Origin of the sequence: Zobellia galactanivorans (assembly GCF_000973105.1) — a bacterium.
Classification (GTDB): Bacteria; Bacteroidota; Bacteroidia; order Flavobacteriales; family Flavobacteriaceae; genus Zobellia; species Zobellia galactanivorans.
In genome coordinates, this window is record NC_015844.1 from 3,903,904 (window position 1) to 3,923,007 (window position 19,104).

The 19,104-nt window shown below is 35.5% G+C and carries 17 protein-coding genes and 1 pseudogene; 7 read left to right on the top strand and 11 right to left on the bottom strand.

Annotation, left to right across the window (positions count from 1 at the left end):
* Positions 1-143: 143 nt before the first annotated feature.
* A complete protein-coding gene (locus ZOBGAL_RS23730) occupies positions 144-947 on the bottom strand; it encodes a GIY-YIG nuclease family protein (protein WP_193789290.1) in 804 nt (267 codons plus the stop codon).
* A gap of 493 nt (positions 948-1,440) precedes the next feature.
* Positions 1,441-2,529 (bottom strand): type I restriction enzyme HsdR N-terminal domain-containing protein, encoded by a 1,089-nt coding sequence (locus tag ZOBGAL_RS16010; protein ID WP_013994728.1) that lies wholly within the window; start codon positions 2,527-2,529, stop codon positions 1,441-1,443.
* A 341-nt stretch (positions 2,530-2,870) separates the two neighbouring features.
* On the opposite strand from ZOBGAL_RS16010, the gene ZOBGAL_RS23410 reads away from it, so the two are divergent.
* On the top strand, positions 2,871-3,122 hold the full coding sequence (locus ZOBGAL_RS23410; RefSeq protein WP_013994729.1) for a hypothetical protein: 252 nt from the start codon (positions 2,871-2,873) through the stop codon (positions 3,120-3,122).
* 276 nt (positions 3,123-3,398) lie between these two features.
* On the opposite strand, the gene ZOBGAL_RS16015 is transcribed toward ZOBGAL_RS23410, so the two are convergent.
* The 3 genes from ZOBGAL_RS16015 to ZOBGAL_RS16025 form a co-directional block, all read right to left on the bottom strand.
* Positions 3,399-4,034 (bottom strand): imm11 family protein, encoded by a 636-nt coding sequence (locus ZOBGAL_RS16015; protein ID WP_013994730.1) that lies wholly within the window; start codon positions 4,032-4,034, stop codon positions 3,399-3,401.
* 299 nt (positions 4,035-4,333) lie between these two features.
* Entirely contained in the window at positions 4,334-5,152 is an 819-nt protein-coding gene (locus ZOBGAL_RS16020) for a DKNYY domain-containing protein (protein WP_013994732.1), read from the bottom strand.
* Positions 5,153-5,398: 246 nt separating this feature from the next.
* A complete protein-coding gene (locus ZOBGAL_RS16025) occupies positions 5,399-6,154 on the bottom strand; it encodes a hypothetical protein (RefSeq protein ID WP_013994733.1) in 756 nt (251 codons plus the stop codon).
* Positions 6,155-6,381: 227 nt separating this feature from the next.
* Here ZOBGAL_RS16025 and ZOBGAL_RS23170 point away from each other — a divergent pair, with 227 nt between their 5' ends.
* Entirely contained in the window at positions 6,382-6,969 is a 588-nt protein-coding gene (locus ZOBGAL_RS23170; protein ID WP_013994734.1) for a transposase, read from the top strand.
* A gap of 258 nt (positions 6,970-7,227) precedes the next feature.
* On the opposite strand, the gene ZOBGAL_RS16035 is transcribed toward ZOBGAL_RS23170, so the two are convergent.
* Positions 7,228-7,776 (bottom strand): hypothetical protein, encoded by a 549-nt coding sequence (locus tag ZOBGAL_RS16035; protein ID WP_013994735.1) that lies wholly within the window; start codon positions 7,774-7,776, stop codon positions 7,228-7,230.
* A gap of 531 nt (positions 7,777-8,307) precedes the next feature.
* On the bottom strand, positions 8,308-8,433 hold the full coding sequence (locus ZOBGAL_RS23955) for a transposase (RefSeq protein WP_013994410.1): 126 nt from the start codon (positions 8,431-8,433) through the stop codon (positions 8,308-8,310).
* 124 nt (positions 8,434-8,557) lie between these two features.
* Between ZOBGAL_RS23955 and ZOBGAL_RS16050 the strand changes: the two genes are divergently transcribed.
* From ZOBGAL_RS16050 to ZOBGAL_RS16070, 4 genes are all read left to right on the top strand, one after another.
* Positions 8,558-9,388: a helix-turn-helix transcriptional regulator gene (locus tag ZOBGAL_RS16050; RefSeq protein WP_013994738.1), complete on the top strand. Its 831-nt coding sequence runs from the start codon at positions 8,558-8,560 to the stop codon at positions 9,386-9,388.
* 203 nt (positions 9,389-9,591) lie between these two features.
* Entirely contained in the window at positions 9,592-10,212 is a 621-nt protein-coding gene (locus tag ZOBGAL_RS16055) for a lipoprotein (RefSeq protein ID WP_013994739.1), read from the top strand.
* 670 nt (positions 10,213-10,882) lie between these two features.
* Positions 10,883-11,863 (top strand): Kelch repeat-containing protein, encoded by a 981-nt coding sequence (locus tag ZOBGAL_RS16065; protein ID WP_013994741.1) that lies wholly within the window; start codon positions 10,883-10,885, stop codon positions 11,861-11,863.
* Positions 11,864-12,133: 270 nt separating this feature from the next.
* A complete protein-coding gene (locus ZOBGAL_RS16070) occupies positions 12,134-13,060 on the top strand; it encodes a BspA family leucine-rich repeat surface protein (protein ID WP_013994744.1) in 927 nt (308 codons plus the stop codon).
* 302 nt (positions 13,061-13,362) lie between these two features.
* On the opposite strand, the gene ZOBGAL_RS16075 is transcribed toward ZOBGAL_RS16070, so the two are convergent.
* Complete coding sequence (locus tag ZOBGAL_RS16075; RefSeq protein WP_013994745.1) at positions 13,363-14,421, bottom strand: hypothetical protein; 1,059 nt, start codon at positions 14,419-14,421, stop codon at positions 13,363-13,365.
* A 92-nt stretch (positions 14,422-14,513) separates the two neighbouring features.
* Positions 14,514-15,410, bottom strand: coding sequence for an MFS transporter (locus ZOBGAL_RS16080; RefSeq protein WP_197541274.1), 897 nt, complete (start codon positions 15,408-15,410; stop codon positions 14,514-14,516).
* A gap of 480 nt (positions 15,411-15,890) precedes the next feature.
* On the opposite strand from ZOBGAL_RS16080, the pseudogene ZOBGAL_RS23175 reads away from it, so the two are divergent.
* Positions 15,891-16,295: pseudogene (locus ZOBGAL_RS23175) on the top strand (transposase); the annotation flags it as partial.
* A gap of 91 nt (positions 16,296-16,386) precedes the next feature.
* Here the strand turns inward: ZOBGAL_RS23175 and ZOBGAL_RS16090 are convergent.
* Positions 16,387-17,409, bottom strand: coding sequence for a DEAD/DEAH box helicase (locus ZOBGAL_RS16090; protein ID WP_013994749.1), 1,023 nt, complete (start codon positions 17,407-17,409; stop codon positions 16,387-16,389).
* Positions 17,391-18,950 carry an ATP-dependent nuclease gene (locus tag ZOBGAL_RS16095; RefSeq protein WP_013994750.1) on the bottom strand — a complete coding sequence of 520 codons (1,560 nt, stop codon included), beginning with the start codon at positions 18,948-18,950 and terminating at the stop codon, positions 17,391-17,393. The genes ZOBGAL_RS16090 and ZOBGAL_RS16095 overlap by 19 nt, the downstream gene beginning before the upstream one ends.
* Positions 18,951-19,104: the final 154 nt, after the last annotated feature.

The following is a 19,104-nucleotide window of genomic DNA, read 5'->3' on the forward strand; positions in this document are numbered from 1 at the left end:
TGAAAAGCCTTTCTCAAGTGCACCTAAAATTTAGGTTCAGCTTCTGACATGGCATAAAAAAAAAAGCCCCTTAAAGAGGCTTATATCGATAGTAATTATTTCTGATCAATGACTTGTGCAACGGTTACTGTTGTTGTGCAGCGTTATTTTTTGCTTCTTAATTCAGACAACCTTTTTCTGTAATTCAGATTTTCAATATTTTTATTCTTACTCAAGTTCAATGGAGGATTATATTCCTTAATCAATTCATCTTCTAATTTGTCTGGATTTAAATTACTCTTGTAATAAAGTACAAGATTCGTTTTCATCCATTCGCTCAATTTTATTTCATCATTTTCTTTGAACTTGGTTTTTCCATTTGTCGGGTCTTTATCCCTTGCAACCTTAGGATAACCAAATAAAGAACCGAGGGATTTTCGAAGAGTCGAACTACCTGCATTGTTACCTGTAAAATGTTGTCTATAGTCTCGTTTTCTTAGACTTTTGCCTGCAATTCCTGTGTAAATTACATTTAGATTTTGAAACGATTTCATTTCACATTCGATTCCAATACTCGGTAATTTTGAACCTTCATTCAAGCAGACTATATAATTTCCTGGATTGTCAGGAATATCATTTGAAGAATGAATTTTAGGGTCAAATAAGGTGAAACTTCCTTTTTCTATAGGTTTATCAACGACTTTCAATTCTTTGGTCTGTGTCGTCCTTGGTGTTTCTTTCTTCAGGTTTGCTTGTCCTATTATTTTAATTCTTCCTGAGCTTATCAAGCTTTCAAAATCCGCTGGTTGCAAATCTGTTATTCCAAAATCGTCAGAACCATAAAATCCGATTCTTCGCATCTTAGCCCTTATCCCTTTCTGTCGAGATCTGTCTGCTTTGATTCTTTCTTTTATCAGACTTCTTAGCTCAGAGATTTCCATTGCTGAGAATGTGTTTTTTCCTTTCATTTCGGTTCATTTTTAATGCTGCCCAACGGCCAGACAGCTATGGCGAGTTGCGTGGTATGCTTTGCATACCTTAGCAAGGGGGCGCCATTAGACGCACATTCGCTATAGCCAGTGATGTCGATGGTACCGACCGCGAACGGCTCCGTCGGAGTTTTCTTGGATGAAATATAGCAAATTTTATGGGCGAATGAGCAGTCGTACTGTCTGGCCGATGGTCGTTGGTAGGAAAAAAAGGTAGGGAGGCGGCCTCGACCGCCCGGTTTTTTACGGGCCGGAGGTATCATCGACCATCGTTCTCGTATAACCGTCAGTTACGGGTTAAATTAGCGATTATTTTCGGTTTCGCACAGACGTTAGCAATTCCGCGTGGATTCGGACGGCCTGTCCCGAACTTGTTTCGGGAAGACCCGTATGGCAGGTGGTGTGAGAGGCGCAGTCCGTTCCTTAGGGGCGGACCCGTCTACTCGATTGGCAACTGGCTTTTCTATTCAGTTTAAACTTCAGCTATTTCAAATCCTTGTTTTCTCGCCAAATCAACAATGTTATTTATATTGTCTTTTCCCCATTCCGTGCATACAACGAATTTAATGTTATCTTCACTTTCTAAAATTTCATTAGGTGCAATAAAGTGTCTTTTGTTGCCTTTGTTTGCATATTTAATTTCTACTGATTCGAGCGTATTAATTACTCCTGTCGAGCCTTGATATTCATCAAGAAAAACATTTTTCAAACTGTTGAAACTTGATGGTTTTTTCTTTAAATATTCTTTTACCAATTCCAAGACAAATCTGTTCTTCGGCAGTTTTTTACCTTTTCCGTTAATTATATACTTGGTTTTGTCTCTTGTATTTTGCTGACCATTTGATTCCCAAACTTTCGCAGGTACTTTTTGAGTTATTTGTTCCGTTGCAGCATTTTCCGAAATGGTTATTGAAATTTCTTTCAGAACGTTGTCGATTAATTCGGCATCATATTTATTAAGAAAATCTTGCTTAATCAATTCCAAAATTTCCATATGATAATCTGGTGATAATATTTTTTGATGCAATTTTTTTTGCTCCGATTTACGGTTAATTTTTTTCAGCGAATTTAAAGTAAACGACACCAATAATTCTTTGCTAAAATTCTCTTTTGAAAACAATTCAACAAATTTTTGACCTTTTATATTGTCTTTGTTAAACTCGATTGTTTCAAGTAAAACTGGGTCATCGTGTTCCGTTAAATCTCCATCGTAAAATATTTGGATTACTTGTCCGATTAAAACGCCATATTGAAGTCTTAATTGACGCATGTACGAGAATAACTGTTGCTGAAAATTTATGTTTAATGGGATGCTCGGTTGCTTAATTTCAATTACAAAGAGGTTTTTCTTTTCGGCTGAGTTGATAACAAAATCAGGCATTATTCTGTTTGAAGCTCCAATTTGAAATGAAGGTCGGATTTGTATATCTCCTAAAAATTCTTTCCAGTCCAAAACTCTCAAAGCTTGGATTACATTTTGTTCAAATTCACTTTCGCTAATGTCAGTCCGAATATTTTCAGATAGATAAAAGCATATTTCATTCCATTTTTCGTTGTTCATTCTCGGTTTTCTCGATGTTTTTTTAGCTTGTTGCCAACGTGTTTGTATATGGTTTGTTGCGTGTTTTAAGCACCTAATTTAGCAAATAAAAACCGAATAGAAAATCTGCGAGGATTTTCGTAAGTAGGCGAAAACTAGCAATAAATTATATACGGTGTGTGTGCCCAGCATGGGCATCTTTTTAGCTACAGAAAAGTAGTTAATTAATCTAGAGGGTGCAAGTCCCTTATGGGCAGGGGTAACGCCTTGAACCATTAGTAAGTCGCAAGGGTGGTAGCTGCGAGGTTACATCTGAAGGAAGCGAGACTACAAAACTCGGTACTGACGAACAGGAACCAGATATGAGGCTGTTAGGATGGATGAGCAAGCACATCATTGTAAAGTCCGAAACACATTTAAGTGAATGCCGAAGCAGTAGATCTGGCAGGAATCGAGGGAAAGAGGATGCAATTACCCCGATAAAGATCGGGGCAGGCTCTGGGGAGGTCTCCAAAGTTACGTGTAACTATATGGAGAAGTCAGCAGAGGTCATAGTACCCACGGGAAACGAGTTGCATAAAACTGCACAGGTCTCACAAATGGGGAAGGACTGAACGCTGTCCTTCTGGAAATTACGATGGGAGCATTGATTTTCGCTAATTGGGTGACCGATTCCCAAGAAAATCTGTAGCCTTTTAAAAAAGTACAGAATAGTTTCGATTGGTGTAAAGAGCGATTGAAAAGATGGATTGCGAACCGCCGTATACAGCCTGTCCCGAACTTGTTTCGGGAAGACCCGTATGGCAGGTGGTGTGAGAGGCGCAGTCCGTTCCTTAGGGGCGGACCCGTCTACTCGATTGGCAACTGGCTTTTACGTACTGTTTTTCCATTCATTTCCATTTCCAACTACGCTCATATTTTTCAATTTCGAAAATATTAACTCCCAATAATTTAGATTCTAGTAATTCTTTTGCCAAATCATGCCTTATAAGAATGATACTATCTAAAATTCTATTATTATTTTCTTTGTTTGGAAATTGTCCCAAAAAAAATAAAGATGGATTGTCAGGGATTTTTTTTTCATCAATTTTCAAAGGAGAAATTTTAGAAATGTTATATAACTTACTCCAATCATCATACTCTTTGTGATATGTAGAATTTTTGTAATCTAAGCAATCAATTCCCACTAGTGGATTAAACAGATAATAATTTTCATTAAAAGCTATTCCTTCTTTTTTTACCTGAGCACTAAAATATTCCCCAATTACTTTATGGTTTTCAAAGATGTTTCTTATGGTTTGAGAAATAAAAATTTTACCACCTGCAGTCATAAACTGAACTGGCTTTCTTTCGTATTCAAAATTGGTATCAGGAATATTCTTTTGACCTTGTATATTTAGAGATTCCTTAAACTGATAGTTCGTAGTTTTACCACTAAGAATTAAAGCTTCAAATACCGATAGACGCGTTTTCTCATCTGCAAATTCGTATAACGATTTGGAATCAACTAAAATTTTATAATTCATTATAGAAAAAGGATTAGTTTACGGGCTATGATTGACTTATTTTCAAATCTTGTTATAATTTGACTCTGTTTTATTAGCTTGTTGCCAACGTTCAGGCTAAGCGTAGTGCGGGAGCAAATTGGCGTTTGCTTTCCGCCACGCACGTAGCGTAATCTTTTGGTTTTGTTTTTTCTTTTTTTGTTCAAAAGCGAAATCCCATCCCGATAGCTATCGGGATTGCGGACATCATAAAAATACGCAAGCCTTTCGATTAAGCTTGAAGCCCGTATTGTTTATAGGTTGTGTTACCTGTAGGCTTTTCAGTTTAACTTTTCCATTATTTTTTTATAATAACTAGTTCTGTAATCTACTTCTTCTTGAAGTTTTTCAAAACTTATTCTTTTGTCATTTCTAAAACCTGATATTTTATCTTTTGCTAGTTGTGGCGGAGTGCCTGTAATTAATGGGGTTTCAACTACTTCAAAAGATTCTGCATCAGCATCTTTAATTAAGCGATTGAGATAGAATATTTTATTTCCATCTCTTGAATAAGAAAAATACTTTTCTTTTAATTTTTTCCATGTTTTAGGGTTTGCTTTTGGAATTACAGCAAAACCATAGAACACGTTATTTTCATCGATACCATACTTACTGTCGTTCAATGAAACAAATGTATTAGTGTCTGCCTTTTTTACGATTTTAGTTTTACCGCTGAAGTTATAGTAATACACATGGTTTACATCTTTGCCATAACCATACGGAACATAAGATTCGTCGTATAAAAACATTTTTTTATCAACCCATTCTATTGATTTACCCAGCGAGTGTTTGCCGTCATCACAGATTTCAAAAGAAGAGGAATCTGCATCCTTAATTTTACCCGCTAAACTATATACGTTGTTTTTGTCCTTAGCGTATGTGAAATTTAATGCTTTAAACGTTTTAGTATCAGCGCTATTTATTCTTGTAGCACCAGAATAACACTTTTTTTTGTCTTTAGCCCAAATACCATAGAAGTGTTCAAAAGTATCAAGGTCGGCTCCTTCTATTTCAGTTCCTCTATGAAAAACACTTTCACCGTCTGTCCAATAAAACTGGTTTTCATTTTCCTGGTCGAATTCTGTTGAAAGTTTAATCATGTTTTTTAGCTTACAGGTAACGTTTTAGCTAAGCGTAGTGCGGTGGTACGACATCTGCGAGAGCAGTGGGCGAGTTGGCGTGCTGGCCAGTTTCCGTCTACGCACGAAGCTAAAGCTTATTGTTTTGATTTATTTTTTCTTTTGCAAAGCTAAATTTTGAATATTTCGCTATCGCGTAATTTTCAATTTAGCGGCTTCATAAATATACACAGACCTTTCGGTTTCGCCCTAAAGTCCGCATTACGTTTAGGTTTTGTTGTCATTGGTACTTTCCCGCAATATTTTCAGAAACTGTTCCGCTTTTTCTTTGATTTCGGCAATCATTTTAGGGCTTTTATCACTTTCTCTTAAAGTCCAGTATTTGTTCAAATTCCAACCCATTTTTCTTCCGTCTCCAGTCCCGATTTGAGTTATAAAACCCCAAAACCATAAATCGTCCCAAACTTCAAAATCCGTTCCGCTATAACTTTCTCCTATAGTTTTGTTTATGTTCTTAAAGTTCCAATTTTTTGGTTGAATATTCTTGAAAATTGTAATTATTACAGCATCAACCGGTAAATAAAACAAATCGTTCTTTTCTAAATCACTCGGTGCATCATTCCAAATTTTCAGTTCGTTTGGATATTCGTTATTGTGTAAATGAAATATGCTCTTTGTGAATAGGGCAGAAGTCTTTTCGCCCCAACCTTTTTGATTTTTCATTCCGTTATAAAGTCCGTCGTAATTTTTAGTTTCTTTTCCATTAGGGTCAATTACAGACATAAATGTCGAAAACGAATTTAGTAAATCAGGTTTCTCGTATGCTTTTTTATAAAATTCTGCTAGGTTGTCAATTTTTGGTTGGCTTTGTGTATTTGCTGTGTGATACAATAAAGAAACGATTTTTTCTGCTTGATTATTCTGCGGTTTTACAATTCCAGAATAGTATCTGGTTTGCAGTTTCTTATTGTAGATTCGGTTCTCAATTAGGAAGTCAAATATATTTTTTAGTGATTCTTTCAAATGTTAGTTCCTGCTTTTTCAGTATTAATGACAACGGTCTAGGCTATGAACAGTTGGGGTTTTTAAGCACTAACTTTTCAGTTTAGCACCGACCTTTGTTTTATTTTTATAGTTTCGTTCTATCACTTTCTCCCCAATTGTTTATAGCCATTGTGCCTGTTGCACAAGTTAACGAAAAAACCACATAGGCTAAAGGAGATCTTAACGTTGGGTCGTTAATTTTAGGTATGCAGGGAAAAAAGGAGTATCAAGAAAAACTGTTCGCCCATTTCCAGTTAAGCGAGCGAATCCCCAAGAACAATTTCTACAGGCGGTTGAAAGAGGTTTTGGAGCTACGCTTCCTTTACGGTCTTACCGAAGGTCATTACGGGAACAGCGGACAGAAGAGCATAGACCCGGTGGTCTTCTTCAAGCTCTGCCCGTTGAAATCCACATGTCTGGGCAAGGTGAACGAAAAACAATTTTCGGTCACCTATTACTGGGGCGAGTACGAGCGAAACATCAAAAGGGTGAACGGCAAACAGGGTAGGTATATGAAAGGCAAACGACAGAGCACGGTGGAACCCGTCTTCGGAACCTTGACACAGTTCATGGGGCTGAGGAAGGTGAACACCATAGGGCTCGAACAGGCCAACAAGGTCATGCACCTCTCGGCGATTGCCTACAACCTGAAAAAGTACCTGAAATTCACGGAAAAACGTTCAAAAAGCGGGGCGGGAAGCTTTGTTTTGCCGCGCATCGCAAAAAACTGCTTCCAAGCACTTGAAAGTTCACTTGTAGGCTACCCAAAAAATATAGGTTGGCCAGTGGTCTAAAAGATAAAACCGCCTTAAAAAGCGGTTATGTGAGTCGTTATTTTAATGATTATGGGGTTGTGCAATGATTACTATTGTTAGCAGTTGGTGCGACACGTTCGAGTAAGCACGAACGATTAGGTTTGAGTGAAGTCCATTTGTCAAACAAACTCATAAATCCATTTGATTCAAACGAATTGAAAAGAGTGGCCAATATCTACTAAAAGACTGTTAAGTTTTGCAGTTACAACCTTGGTACTTTTGATAAAACGATCAATTCTAATTAGTTAAAAAATATTGAACGTCTATAAGTTCTATATCATCGATTATACCTAGATCCAGGGAGCTTTCCTGGTCATAAGATAGAGTACAACTCGATTTAGCCCCAAGTTCGAAGCAAGGCGAGGTTGTTTTATCTGAATAACTTTGACTGGACGTTAGCCCTCCTATCTTTACGGTCAATATAGGCACCCCTGTAACTTCGTAATCATTTGGGTTGTTTAATTGAATTTCAAATCGCCAACGCGACGTATTATTTCCGGTATCGGGTATAAACTCATAAAATAAGACATCGTAAGTAAAGCCATCTAACTCAGGTGGGTCAATTTGAGTTAATGGTTCTGGATCAGGAAAGCTACAGGGTAGTTCAATAGTTCTATCTAGGAAGTATTGTTGGTTGTTCAAGAAGTAAGTATCGCTGACTACTGCAGTTTTTGTGCAATCTTCATCTTTAGAATCACAGCTAATGTTAAGAATAAGGCAGTAAAAAGAGAAAAAAAGAAATATTGTTGAAAATGTGCGTGGAGAACGCTTGATGCTATTTTTCATTGAAGATATATTATAATTTCAGATTCTTGTTTTTAATTTTCGAAAGGTCCAACCTCGGTCGGGGCGAGAATTCGAATGTCGTTTAAGTAAGAAAAATCTTAATTAGATATATTTTGTTTTAGCGAGGTCAAATGTATTCAAAATAATAAAACGCATCTTTTTTTTTAAACCTTTAATTAAAGGCTCTTTTTGATTTTTTGAGCTATTGATTACAACGGCAGTCTGTCTCAAAACTGCCTCTGATCTTGAATAAAAATTTGGGATATACGGGATATTGGGCTGAAAGAAGGTTTGGTTTTGATAAATGCCGATATAAGGTCCAAGAAGGCATTTTTGAGATTTTTAGGGCCATAAGGGGCGTTTTTGGGATGTTGGTTCGACGTTTTGCCCTGATTTCGGGCTTCCAACCCAATTTGATAAGTCTTATTAAATTATAGGCCAAAGCAATGAGTCCAAAGTCGGCACCGGCCGCGGGTGTGTAAGCTTCCCTTTTTCGAAAACCTGTTCGGCTCCCGAAAGAAAATCCCGCTTCTAACTACTTATCTGGGTCGGGTGTATTTTATACTTTTGGGCAATCTCGGCAAGACTGTGCCGCTCTTTCAAGGCTTCCAATACTACCTTGGTCTTGAATTTTGATGTGAATTTTCTTCGTGTCATATTCAGTAAATTTAATAATTAAACTTACTGTACTAAAATTTGGGGCATCTATACATTTAGCGTGAGTAGCTTCTATTTTTTTATCGATCTTACATTAATATTACAATTTAACTCAAGTTAAAACATGTCTATATTAAAATATACAGTACTACCACTAAAACAAAGAGCATTAGAACCTTTTGTAAAGCGTATATCTTATATTGAAAATGAAACTGTCGAACCTCAGTTTCACTCTATACCTCCCATAGGTGCCAATGGACTCTCTTTTTACTTTGGAGCTCCCATGCGACATATTGTTAACCATGAAACTAAACCTTTACCTAAAGGAGCTTCTGTATTAGGTACTATAACAGAAGGAGGCATTACTGTAATACATCAAGGTTGTGTAAAGCAAATCTATATTGAGTTTACACCTACAGGGTTTTATCGTTTATTTCATAAGGACGGAAGCAAATTTACAAATAGTCTTCCTGCCGATTTATCTACTATAGATGCACAAATGTTGGAAAGTAAATTAGAAAACTGTTCTAGAAATATAAAAAGTGTACAAGAAGTTTTTGAAAACTATCTATTGAGTAGAGTACCTAATGCTCTTCCTAAAATTCCTTTGATAGATACAGTTGTAGAATTAATGCAAACAGACGTTATAGGGAAAAGAAGTATAGGGGACATTTGTGAAAAAGTAGATGTGAACCAAAAGTATCTTTTTCGCTTATTTAAAAAAGTCATAGGGGTATCTCCTAAAAAATATTACAGAACGTTACAGTGGAATACGATCATGACCATGATTAACCAAAATGAAGAAGAGTCGTTAACCAAGATAGCGTTGGAATGTGGTTTCTACGACCATCCATCCTTCACAAAGGAATTCAAAAAATTTATGCAGATATCTCCAAGCGAATTTATTAACGGTGAAATTCGATTGGTTGAATTAGTTCTTAAAAGAAATGATTAATATCTTTTTTTAAACCTCCATATTAATGCCATTCATATAATATTGTGAGTCCTCTCAAACCAATATTCTAGTGCTTTATTTAAAAACTTTGATAATGGTAAACCAATGTTATTCTTCTAAAATTAAATGATGGCGTCCATTTTATACAAGACTTGATCAATTTCCATATCTAAATTTGCCCCTTCATTATAACCTATAAAATTATGAAAGCAAAAATGAAATTAGTCAATTTATTAATGCTACTTATGGTATCTATTTCAATTTTTTCATGTTCCGATGGTGAAGATGGAACAGACGGCATTGACGGTGTAGACGGTATAGACGGTATAGACGGTGTTAATGGAGTAGATGGTGCAGATGGGGAACAAGGAGATACTGGAACGGCAAATGTTATTTATTCTAATTGGGTTAATACAGAACTTGATGGTGATACATCTTCTTTTGACATAGAAGTTAATACTATTGATTCCGATATACTGGATTTCGGAACGATATTGGTGTACTCAAGAAGGGTAGATCCTTTTACTTCTATACCATACATCTATCAATTGCCAATAGTTTTTGGAGCAAACAGACAGCAAAGTTATTATTTCAGGGCTACAGAAGGGAATTTACGTATAACCGTTGTTTCAACTGAAGAAGGTGGAAGTGCAGGTGATGGTAGTTTTTTAGAACAATATAGATATATCATAATTCCTGGAGGTGTTGAAGCCAGTAATGGTATCGGTGGTATCTCAGGAAAATCTTCAAATTCAAAATCTTCTCAAGATTATACCAGTATGTCCTACGAAGAAATTACAACTCTTTTTAATATTGATAAATAATAACACCAATAGCCCTCGCTTTTTTTATAAAGTAGAGGGCTGTTGTTTTTATAAAAGCCTTGTTTGTTTTTTAATAATTGCACAATCACAATGTACCACATCAAGGTAAATGTTCGTGCATCTCTATAGCCGCTTCATCCAAATTTAAGACCATAACTATTGGCTTTCTAGCCTCATACACAGATAACAGTATTAAAAATGAATATAAAGGGATGCTTGAGAATAAAGATGTTGCTTGGGACGATTTAAAAGAAAGCCCCAATTATTTTAGACACAAGCGCATAGGGTATTTTAAAACAGGATTTATATGGCAAATACTAGATAATAAATAACTGGAGTTTGATTTTACTGTTGATGAATTTGAAGATATAGAAGTTTTAGAAAATCCAACAGTCTCTCTAAACCAATTAAGAATGTCTTCAGATGGATACAGTATTTGATAAAGACGTAAAACTGATTCCTGCTCCTTTTGTATTCAATTAAAGCTATTTACAAACTCAGCTAGGGTACACATTCTAAATTCGATTCATAAAAAAAGCACAAAGGTTTTCAGGTAATTATAATACATCGATAGATGAAAACCAAGAGGTTGAAAACACAAAAGGAATATTCTAATTCAAGTGAAATTAAAAATATCTTGAATTCAAGAGATAAACACTAAAATATAATTATGAAAAATATAAAAATTAATTTTAAAAAATGTGCCATCACACTTTTTAGTGCACTACTAATAACCTCTTGTAGTAAAGACGACGATGGAGGTAGTAACATATCATTAAACACCAATGTTTCTGCCATTACGGCTAGTGCCGATTTTTCCGCTAGAAGTGATCATGCCACAGTAGTTTTTAATAATAAACTATGGGTTATTGGGGGGCGAGATGATGAAGGAAGAAAAAACGACATTTGGGCTTCATCTGATGGGGAGACTTGGACAGAAGTGACTACAGCAGCCCCTTTTTCTGCTAGATATGGCCATACCACAGTAGTCTTTAATAATAAACTATGGGTTATTGGGGGGGATGATGGAGAAATAAATAATGATGTTTGGGCTTCATCTGATGGGGAGACTTGGACAGAAGTGACTACAGCGGCTCCTTTTTCTGCTAGAATCGATCATACCACAGTAGTCTTTAATAATAAACTTTGGGTTATTGGAGGGTATGATGGCGATTGGAAAAACGATGTTTGGGTTTCATCTGATGGGGAGACTTGGACAGAAGTTAACACAACAACTTCTTTTTCTGCTAGAAGAGAACATACCACGGTAGTTTTTAATAATAAACTTTGGGTTATTGGAGGGTATGATGCTAACTGGTTGGTAGGTGGTGTTTGGGTTTCTTCTGATGGGAAGACTTGGACTGATACTAGTGAGACTTGGACAGAAGCTACTGCAACAAATTTTCTTCCTCCTAGATACGGTCATACCACAGTAGTTTTTAATGATAAACTATGGAGTATTGGAGGGTATGATGGAGAAAGAAAAAATGATGTTTGGGCTTCATCTGATGGGGAAACTTGGACAGAAGTTGCTGCAACAGCCCCTTTTTCTGCTAGATATGGCCATACCACAGTAGTCTTTAATAATAAACTATGGGTTATTGGAGGGTATGATGTAGAAAGATATAATGATGTTTGGGCTTTCGATTAAAAAGACCAAAAACCATCGCAAATAACGGCGTTTAATTTTTGTAGTAGATAAAGTATTAGTGGTTTAGATACCAAACTTAAAGTGTTCAGGTTTTCGGAAAATGCAATGTTTTTTATCAAGGCATAAATTTTCAAGCATAGTCTTTGTTGTGAGTGTAGATTTTACCGTACTGAAGCATAGAATAGAAAAGGTTAAAAACATGGAAGCTAAATGTTTTGATTATGTAATCCACAATTATATCGAAAGGTATTTAAATAGAAACAACAAGCTATGAAAACAAAACAAATTTTAAAAAAAGTAGTACTGGCATGTTCAATACTATTAATGGTAGTAACCTCTTGTAATAAAGATGATAATGGCGGTAGTAAGACACCCATAACAGAAAAAGGCTTTATAACCACTTGGAAAACAACAGTAGCTAACGAAGAAATTACCATCACAAAAGATTTTAACGAGGGAATTACGACGCCCTATAATTACAACGTTGATTGGGGAGATGGAAACATTGATAACAATGTAACTGAATCTATTACGCATAGTTACACTACTGCAGGCACTCACACAGTAACCATAACAGGAGATTTTCCAGCTTTTAATTCGGGGATTAACCCCAATGCTGCCAAACTAATAACTGTTGAAAACTGGGGTAGCAATATCGTCTGGGAATCTATGTATCAGGCTTTTTATCAATGTAAAAACCTAACCAGCATAAATGCTACTGATAGTCCTAACTTGGGTAATAATATAACTATGTATCGCATGTTCTATGGCGCTACTAACTTCAACAGCGACATAAGTAATTGGGATGTTAGTAATGTAACCAATATGAATTACATGTTCTCATACGCTACTAACTTCAACAGCGATATAAGCAATTGGGATGTTAGTAATGTAACTGGTATGAGGAATATGTTTCAGAACGCTACCAACTTCAACAGCGATATAAGTGGTTGGGATGTTAGTAATGTAACTAATATGAGCTACATGTTCCATTACGCTACCAACTTCAACATCGATATAAGTAATTGGGATGTTAGTAATGTAACCGGTATGGATCATATGTTTCACAATGCGGAGAGTTTTAATCAAGACTTAAGTGCTTGGGAAACCGACAATGTAACAGCTTGCAATAGCTTTTCAGTTGATAGTGGTTTAACAAACTTAAACTTACCAGAGGGAACTTGTTTTAATAATTAAGAAAGTAGCCTCTAACATCCCCCGCCCTTCGGGCACCCCCTTCAAAGCCTGCACGGCGCTTGTCGAGGTGGGGGAATTACTGTCCCCTTGAGGACGCCGTCTGCGTTGGCAGCGGGCGAGAGGGTGCGTTGGCGAAGGGACTGAAAGTCGCTTTTCAGGGGTGTTTTTGCGGGATGAGCGAGAGGCTCGGGGCGAGGTTGGGGGCGTTGTTTTAATCATTAAGGGCTTGTGCAACGGTTACTTTGTTGGCAACTGCCATTTTCACAAATGTTATTTTCCGAAAAACTTAAATAATTTTTGGGTTATTGATGTTTTTTCCGTTGCATCTGTATTCTTTGCAATGGATTTAAATTTTCTGATGGTGGAACAAGTGCTACCGATTCTGCTAATTCTTGAGCAAAGAGTTCTACATCTTTCATAAGTTTTGGAGTTGATTTGTGTTTTTTCAGAGTTACTTTGGGAATTTTTGCTCTATAAATTCTATTCAGATAATCCATTTCTTGTGGATAGGTATAAAATATTTTTCCTTTGGGGTAATTATTTTCTTTGTGCCAAAGTTCAAATTCTTGAAAAAAACAATGATGTTTGGGTATTGTGAGATTTTCAAAAAATTCTTCATCTATCAATTTTGCCAAACGATACAAACCGTGAATTTCTGTAGCAAAACATTTTTCCATTTTGTTATAAATACTCATCACAGAATGTTCCATTTTTTGATATGCTGTGCATAAATTTTGCAAAGCCTCATTGGCTTCACTCACATCTCTGTGGTACAAAGCCAAAAAATACAGCACAATATTTTTATCCCAAGTGGTATTTTTCTTTTTCAAAAATTTGTCTGCTCGTCGTAATGCTTCTTGTGCCGAATTAGTTTGTTTATGATATATTACATTCAATAGATTGACACAAATACCGGGAAAATACACATCTTCTGAAAAAAGATTTTTAGGGAAAAAGGAATCAATAATCTCAAAATCATTACAAGAAAATGCTGATAAAGCATCCATTAAAGAAAGAGTGTGGTCTGTGCCACTTGCCGTTGTAGCTCTTGACAAAAGTTTATTTCTGGAAGTTTGAAAAATAACATCATTTATTTCTTCAAAATGATTTTTATCAAAAACTGTAAAAAAACCAAAGTGTTCAAGGTTATCTCCTAATAAACCCAAATACAATTTTACTTGTATTTCAGGAGTTGTTTGTTTCTCCTTAAATCTTTCTTTTGTCAGGTATTTTCTAAAAACTTTTATATTATTTTGCTCAAATTCTTCCCAATTTCTTGGGGGGTCATAATAACCCCATTTCTCAAAACTTTCTTGAGATTGTTCTAAGTAGAGTTTTCTATATTTTTGAGTGTTTTTCATAGTTTTTAAGCGTTTTTTGTACCAAATTATGCCTAACGTTTAGTATATGAAGCGTAGCCTGCCGTTAGGCGGCTATGATTTCATATACAGTATTACCCACCGTGTTTTATTTTTAAATCTTTTTTCAAGTTACTGAACACATATTCATGTTCCTGTTCTATTCCAATTTTTTCCAATGGTCTCCAATAGAATCTTGGATACAGTTCAGAAGTATAAGTCGTTATTCTTGTCATTTTAGTCTGTCCGTTCTCTAACTCGTCAAAGAGATAGATTGCTTCCTTAAAGCCGAGCCATTTTCTTCCTGTTAGTTGATAGTCTATTACGTCCATTCTCAAAATTTTGCCTTTTTCAAGTTCGGTTATCTTTTCAACTATTTGTCCGCCTTCAAAATAGCAAGTCCTTATTCCGCCAATCTTTTCTTCTTCAAGCACACACTTTTGTGGAATTGGTAAGTCAAGTTTCATCAAGAAAGGTTTTTCAGCATCAAGTGTGTCAACTGACTTTATAGTCTCATAAACTTGAATGGGAGAATAAGGAAGAATTATCTCTGATTTGACTTCTATTACGAATTGTTCATTTTTTGTCAGTTCCGTTTCTATGAATGCAAATGTCAGAAAAAGGCAAAACGGTAAAATTGAGCTTTTAATCAAGTTGCCTTTCTTGTCTTTGTTTTGGTTCTTCTTAATCAAATATTTCACGAATGCACCAAGTGCAACCGCTACAATAATTAACGGCATTGCCATTAAAATGCATACCATTCCTTCAAGTCCACCTGATAAAAGCAAAATGAAGAAAATAGCAAGTGAAATTATAAGCCCCCACAAGCTAATAGTCTTAATTGTTGATTTTCCTAAAATGTATCCAAGTGCAAAAGGCAGGAACACAAAAAATGACAGTCCATATCCAATTAGTTCGTAATGAAGCAATGCGAAGCCTAAAGACAAAAAAGTCAGACTAATTATTATTGATATGACGAACTCTCTTTTCATATGGTGGGTAACGGTTAGGCTAAGCGTAGTGCGGTGGTACGACATCTGCGACAGCAGTGGGCGAGTTGGCGCTGGCACAGTTTCCGTCTGCCGACGTAGCTAAAGCTTATTGTTTTGCTTTTTCTTTTTTGTTCCAAAGCTAAATCCATAAGATTTAGCGACTTTATAAATATACACAGACCATTCGTTTTTGCCCTAAAGTCCGCATTACGTTTAGCCATTGTGCCTGTTGCACAAGTTAACGAAAAAACCACATAGGCTAAAGGAGATCTTAACGTTGGGTCGTTAATTTTAGGTATGCAGGGAAAAAAGGAGTATCAAGAAAAACTGTTCGCCCATTTCCAGTTAAGCGAGCGAATCCCCGAGAACAATTTCTATAGGCGGTTGAAAGAGGTTTTGGAGCTACGCTTCCTTTACGGCCTTACCGAAGGTCATTACGGAAACAGCGGACAGAAGAGCATAGACCCGGTGGTCTTCTTCAAGCTCTGCCCGTTGAAATCCACATGTCTGGGCAAGGTGAACGAAAAACAATTTTCGGTCACCTATTACCGGGCCGAGCACGAGCGGAACATCAAAAGGGTGAACAGCCAACAGGGCAGATATATGAAAGGCAAACGACAGAGCACGGTAGAGCCCGTTTTTGGAACGTTGACACAGTTCATGGGGCTGAGGAAGGTGAACACCATAGGGCTCGAACAGGCGAACAAGGTGATGCACCTCTCGGCGATTGCCTACAACCTGAAAAAGTACCTGAAATTCACGGAAAAACGTTCAAAAAGCGGGGCGGGAAGCTTTGTTTTGCCGCGCATCGCAAAAAACTGGTCCCAAGCACTTGAAAGTTCACTTGTAGGCTACCCAAAAAATATAGGTTGGCCAGTGGTCTAAAAGATAAAACCGCCTTAAAAAGCGGTTATGGAAGCCATTTTTTCAATCATTTTGGGGTTGTGCAACGGTTACCATTGTTGTAAACTGTGCTTTATCCCAACAGTTTCTCGTTAACTAAAAAGCAATTTCCACGTGTCCTTGATAGAGCAACATATAATTTGTTTTTCGTTCTATTTGCTAACTTATCTAAAGTTCCTTTTTTATATAAATTGAAGGTAGTAGCATTCATTATTATACAAGTATCAATAAAGTCATCTTCTCCTTTACATTCTCCCCAGTTTTTCGCTCTAAAAGTTCTTTTGCTGGCATTATTAAACACCAATTTGATTATTGCATTATCATTTAAGATTGAGGTCAAAACATCCTTGTCCTCAACATAAGTTATTTCTGTTAAGTCAGTTCTGTTTGAGCCGATTTGTATTCCTAAATTATCTGTGATATAGTTACAAATTGTTGGACTGCACCTCCAACTATTGCTTAAAGTCTCTAGGTCAACTGTAATATTGTTGTCTTGATATCTTTTTAAATATTTGTCGTAATCTTTGTGTAGATTACCATTAACATTTCTATCAAAACTTGTTACGTACGTTTGCTGATAAAAATCGCCCACAAATAGAAAATTAACCTTTGATTTTGATAGCTCTATTATAAAATTAAAATCGTGACCTCCTAAATCTTGTACTTCATCGTAATAGAAGTGGTCACAGAATTTTTCCAATCGTAACTTAATATCATCAATTAAATTTTCTTGTTCAATTAATTTACCTAGCCTATTATGATAGGCATAACCACTTTTACTAATATACTTTCTTATATTCTCGTTTTTGAAATAATTAGTAGGTTCTGGTGAATTTTCAAGAAATATGCCTTTCAGGTTGTATTTGTAGTATAAAAAAGGCTTTACGCAGAAGCTATACAGGAAATTAAAATACGTGAATACTTTAATGTTATTCGGTAGGTAACCAAACTTCTTTATAATTCTTAATCGAATTAGGCTTGCGTTTGTAATTGTATAAGTAACTAAATAAAATCGTTCTGTTAAATTTAGCTTATCAATTAGATTGGTAGTTTTTCCAGAACCTGCAACAGCTAAGATTAATTTTTTATCAACCATTCTATAGCCTCTTTAATGTAAGTAGGAACTATGATATCCTCACTCTTTTTGTCTAATAATTCAAATGCACAATCGGCTTTTTCATCAAGCATAAAGTCTTGAACAGTTCGAGTTTTTCTTGCTGGTAAAAACAAATCATTACAAATCTTAGAATTAGCATTAAACATCGAGATTTCAAATGTTGAGATTGAATTATCTGTCTCAGAAAACACTTTAATATTTGGTGCAATATATTTGGAATAACGGTCAACGCAGTTTTTTCGGTAGTCTTTATCGTTATCTCTAATTACTGCTGTTTTAATACTTAGTAACTTAGAAATCTCTAAATATCTCTTAAAGCTTGTACCATCGACTGAAATTATATGACAATCTAATTCATTAGGTTTTTTGTTAGTTATTATCTCAAAAAATCTTTCTGATAATATAAACTCTGCATCTCCTTCAACTAAAATTACTTTCTTAGAAAGGATAAACTCTAAAATATTATTGTCTGGTGCTTTCATAAAAAAGCTTGCAGTTGATTTTTCTAAATGGGTAAGATTAATTGAAATTGAACTGTTGCTATTGAGTAAAATTGTATTTCTTAAATCTAATCTTGAACTTATTAAATTACTGTGAGTCGCAATGAAAATTTGTTTGTTCTTTGAATCATTTATCCTTGCGATTAAATTCTTCATATTTAAGTGACTCAGATGATTTTCAGGTTCTTCTAGAAGAACAAAATCCAATTCATTTTGGTTCTTTTGTAACGCAAACTCTGTTTTTATAAAACATTGGCGACCTTTTCCTTTATTTTGGATATCAATATTTTCTTCCGTAATAGTTAAGTCCGTAACTAAGTTTGATTTTTTGTCGTTTTTAATTCCAAATTGGTAGTCACCAGTTTTCTTATTTACGTCTGCCAGAATAGTTTCCCTATAGTCGTTTTTATATTTGCGATATTCATTTAGATGTTTGTTTCTCTCAGACAGCGAAACGTGACTATCATACAAAGTTTTTATATATTGATTTGTTGCATATTCATTATTGATTAATGTGTTGTCTAACAGCAAATGCTTAAAATCTTTTCTAAAACTTAAATAGGGTTGACCTGAAAATTTATGAAAGGCAATTGAATAATATTCAAACGGGAAATTTTGTTTTCCTTGTGCTAAGATTTCCGTGATGTCTTTACTTAATTCATCTCTTGGCTCACAGATTAGTGAAAGTCCAAATTGGTCAGTTCCTAGAGTATTATTTCTGCCATAATAATCGTCCTTGTCTCCTAGATTATCGAAATATAATTCAACTTTAAGTTTTGGTAAGGTTTCGTATGTATTGGTAAGAAAAAAATCTTCAATGGATTTAGAATTAAAAAGCAAATCCAACCCTTCAGTTTCTATTCGATTTTTACTACCTCTTAATGCCAAATCAATTGCTAATAAAATGGAACTTTTTCCAGATTCATTATCTCCAATTAAAACGTTTAAATTGTCTTTGAAATCTATTTCTAAAAACTCGAATTTTTTAAAATTAAAAAGTCTTAATTTGGTGATTTTCATTTGAGTTCGGGTTTTTTTTTAGCATTGTTTACAACGGTTCGGCTAAGCGTAGTGCGGAGGCAAGGAAACTTTTCGTTTCCGTCTACGCACGAAGCTAAAGCTTTTGGTTTAGTTTTATTTTTTTCTTGTCCAAAGCTAAATCCCAAAGATTTAG